Source organism: Pseudomonas emilianonis, assembly GCF_023072625.1.
Taxonomy (GTDB): Bacteria; Pseudomonadota; Gammaproteobacteria; order Pseudomonadales; family Pseudomonadaceae; genus Aquipseudomonas; species Aquipseudomonas paraveronii.
Genome location: NZ_JAKNRV010000444.1, coordinates 1 through 3,680 on the forward strand (window position 1 = coordinate 1; position 3,680 = coordinate 3,680).

Below are 3,680 nucleotides of genomic sequence, written 5' to 3' on the forward strand. Positions count from 1 at the left end.
CTGGGCAAGACCAACATGCCGCCGATGGCCAATGGCGGCATGCAGCGTGGCGTGTATGGCCGCGCGGAAAGCCCGTATAACGCCGCCTACCTGACGGCACCGTTTGCCTCCGGTTCGTCCAACGGCGCCGGCACCGCGACCGCCGCGAGCTTCGCGGCATTCGGCCTGGCGGAAGAAACCTGGTCGAGCGGGCGTGGCCCGGCGTCGAACAATGGCCTGTGTGCCTACACCCCGTCCCGTGGGGTGATTTCGGTGCGCGGCAACTGGCCACTGACTCCAACCATGGACGTGGTGGTGCCTTATGCACGCACCATGGCCGACCTGCTGGAAGTACTCGACGTGGTGGTCGCCGAAGACCCGGACACCCGTGGCGACCTGTGGCGCCTACAGCCTTGGGTGCCGATCCCCAGCGTCGCCTCGGTGCGCCCGGTTTCTTACGCTGAACTGACCGCGACCGCCGAGTCCCTCGCGGGCAAACGCTTTGGCGTACCGCGCATGTACATCAACGCCGACCCCGACGCCGGCACCAGTGAGAAACCCGGCATCGGTGGCCCGACCGGGCAAAAAATCATCACCCGCGCCAGTGTCATCGCCCTGTGGCAAGCCGCCCGCCAGGCCCTCGAAGCCGCCGGGGCCGAAGTCATCGAGGTGGATTTCCCGCTGGTGTCCAACTGCGAAGGCGACCGTCCCGGCGCGCCGACGGTGTTTACCCGTGGCCTGGTGTCCAAGGAATTCCTGCACGATGAGTTGTGGGAACTGTCCGCGTGGGCCTTCGATGACTTCTTACGCGCCAATAACGACCCGCGCCTGAACCGCCTGGCGGATGTCGACGGACCGAAGATTTTCCCGCATGACCCTGGCACCTTGCCCAACCGCGAGGACGAACTGGCCGCCGGCATGGACGAATACGTGCGCATGGCCCAACGCGGGATCACCCCGTGGGACCAGATCAGCACCCTGCCCGACGGCTTGCGCGGCCTCGAACAAACCCGGCGCATCGACCTGGAAGACTGGATGGATAAGCTCGGCCTCGATGCGGTGATTTTCCCTACCGTGGCCGACGTCGGCCCTGCGGATGCCGATGTGAATGAAGCATCCGCCGATATCGCCTGGAGCAATGGTGTGTGGGTAGCCAACGGCAACCTTGCCATTCGCCATCTGGGCGTGCCGACCGTTACCGTGCCGATGGGCGTGATGGCGGATATCGGCATGCCGGTCGGGCTGACCTTTGCCGGGCGTGCTTATGATGACTCCTCGCTGCTGCGGCTGGCATCGGCGTATGAGGCCACCGGCAGCAAACGCCTGATTCCGCCGCGTACACCGGCACTCACGCCACGCTGAGTGCGTTGAAAATGTGGGAGTTGGCTTGCTTGCTCCCACATTTGCAGCGCATTTCGCTTAAGCAACCAGCGGCACGGCAATCAACAGGATCGCCGTGCCATGGGCGAGCGTCGCGGCCAACACACCATGACGCATGCGCAACAATGCGCAGGCCAGCCCCTCGATCAGGGTAAACAGCAACACCGGCCAGCCCAGTTGGGTGACGCTCAGGGCCAGGAAGGCATGGCAGGCCGCGAACGCCACGCCGCTGATCAAGGCCGCCCGCAGCGGCGTCAGTTGTTGCTCCAGATACCCCTGCAGATAACCGCGAAACAACACCTCTTCCAACGCATTGGCGCCATAGGCCAACACCACCATGCCTGGCAGCCACACCCAGTAGTCGTGGATCGCTTGCGTATCCACACCCTGGTAAAGCCGCAGCGGTACGCCGATCAGGCAGCCCACCGCCAACCCCGTCGCCAGTCCGACGGCGCAATTGCCTTTGGACCACAGGACCAACCGCGACAAGTCCGGCGCCACCCACGCCAGCCCGGCAACCAGCAACAGCGACAAACCGCCCAGCGCCGCCAGCACAAAGGCATTGGCGGTGAATGCAATCTGCACGTCGTCACTGAGCGCCCACATGCGCAACGGCGTCATCGCATCGCGCATCAGCACAAACGCCGCCAACAGAATCAGGATGCGCATCGCCGTCATCGACCTGGGGGTGAGTGCGAACCACACGCCGAACAGCAGCAGGCCCGGCGTCAAATGGATGCCGTAGTCGATCAGTACCGCCATGCCTTGAGTAATCATAAGCACTCGTTTCGACGCTGCCACTCATCCACCACATCGCCCAGGTTTTTCGCCGTGTCGTTGCGAATCCAGACCATGAATGCGCGGTCAAACTTGAACCTCGGGCCGCAGTGTTCAAGCATGAAACGGCGCACGTTCTGGGTGTTTTTGTAGTGAGGGGTGATCGGGGTGCTGCGGGTGATGGGGTCGCTGTGCCAATTAAATTCCATTTTTTCTCACAAGGCGGTTTGTTGTTTTCGCAGCAGCATAGCGATGTGCCACTTAAGCAGGAAGTGCCGGATAGCGTCAGCACGCATTATGGAACGCGGCTTCACGCTCTGACCGCCGGCAGTCAGCCGCCTAAGCTCGGCTCACCACGCCACCACCTTGCGTACCGCCACCAACGCCTCGTGCAGCGCCGTCATCCCCACCGAACCCAACGCCAGGCGCAGCGCATGGGGCACATGTGCGCCGACGGCAAACGGTTCAGCGGTGGACACGGCGACATTTTCGCGCTGCAAGGTCATGGCGATTTGATCGGCGCGGGCATCCTCCTCCAAGGGTAGCCAGAGAAAATACGACGAGGGATGGCTGATGTACGCCAGCCCCTTCAGCACCTGCGCCGCCAATGCCTGCCTCGCCTGGGCATCCTGGCGTTTTTGTGCTTCCAACTGGGCGACCGTGCCGTCGTCGAGCCAGGCCACTGCAATCGCGCTCATCACCCCCGGCACATTCCAGGTCGTGGCCATGATGCTGCGCTCCAGAGCCTTCACCCAAGCCGCCGGGGCTGACACAAAGCCGACCCGCAGGCCGGTGGCGACGCTTTTGGAAAGGCCGCCGACATACACCGTGCGTTCCGGTGCGAGTGTCGCCAAAGGCAGTGGCGCATGTTCTGCCAGAAACGCGTAGGCGGCGTCCTCGATGATCATCAGATTGTGCTGACGAGCAATGGCCACCAGCTGTTCGCGTTGCTCCAGGCCCATCACCCAGCCCAGCGGGTTATGCAGGGTCGGCATGCTGTACACCGCACGTACCGGACGCTGGCGACACAGGCTGTGCAGATGATCGAGGTCGGGGCCGCTGGCGGTGACCGCGATCGGCAGCATTTCCAGGTGCAGGGTCTCCGCCAGCACCTTGAACCCCGAATACGTCAACGCGTCGACGGCGATCACATCCCCCGGCTTGAGCAGCGCCATCAGCGTCACGGCCAACCCGTGTTGCGCGCCGCTGACCACCAGCACTTGGTCGGCCTCGACCGTCAGCCCTCGACTCAGCAGATGGCGCGCCACCGCCGCACGCTCATGCTGGCGCCCGGCGTGGGGCTGATAGCGCAACAATGCCTCCAGATCCCCCGACAGCGCCAGCTGACGCAACGCCGTGCGCAGCAGATCGGCCTGACCCGGCAATGAAGGGTAGTTGAAATTCAGATCCAGCATGCCCGGCGCCACGCTCATCTGCCCACTGCCCTGCCCCGGCGGCAGGGAAATTTCCCGCACGAAAGTGCCGCGACCGGTTTCACCACTGACCAGGCCCATGGCCGCCAGCTCGGCATACACCCGGCTGGC

Annotated in this window: 4 protein-coding genes; 1 reads left to right on the plus strand and 3 read right to left on the minus strand. The window is 64.0% G+C overall.

Features of this window, described 5'->3' with window-relative positions:
- Positions 1-1,341: amidase (locus L9Z73_RS27135; protein ID WP_247407694.1), on the plus strand; the 1,341-nt coding region annotated here is incomplete at its 5' end.
- 57 nt (positions 1,342-1,398) lie between these two features.
- On the opposite strand, the gene L9Z73_RS27140 is transcribed toward L9Z73_RS27135, so the two are convergent.
- The 3 genes from L9Z73_RS27140 to L9Z73_RS27150 all read right to left on the minus strand — a co-directional run.
- Entirely contained in the window at positions 1,399-2,136 is a 738-nt protein-coding gene (locus L9Z73_RS27140) for a CPBP family intramembrane glutamic endopeptidase (RefSeq protein ID WP_247407697.1), read from the minus strand.
- Positions 2,133-2,345, minus strand: a complete 213-nt coding sequence (locus L9Z73_RS27145; RefSeq protein ID WP_247407699.1) for a DUF6434 domain-containing protein — start codon at positions 2,343-2,345, stop codon at positions 2,133-2,135. Before L9Z73_RS27145 ends, L9Z73_RS27140 begins: the two co-directional genes overlap by 4 nt.
- A gap of 141 nt (positions 2,346-2,486) precedes the next feature.
- Positions 2,487-3,680: PLP-dependent aminotransferase family protein (locus tag L9Z73_RS27150; RefSeq protein ID WP_247407701.1), on the minus strand; the 1,194-nt coding region annotated here is incomplete at its 5' end.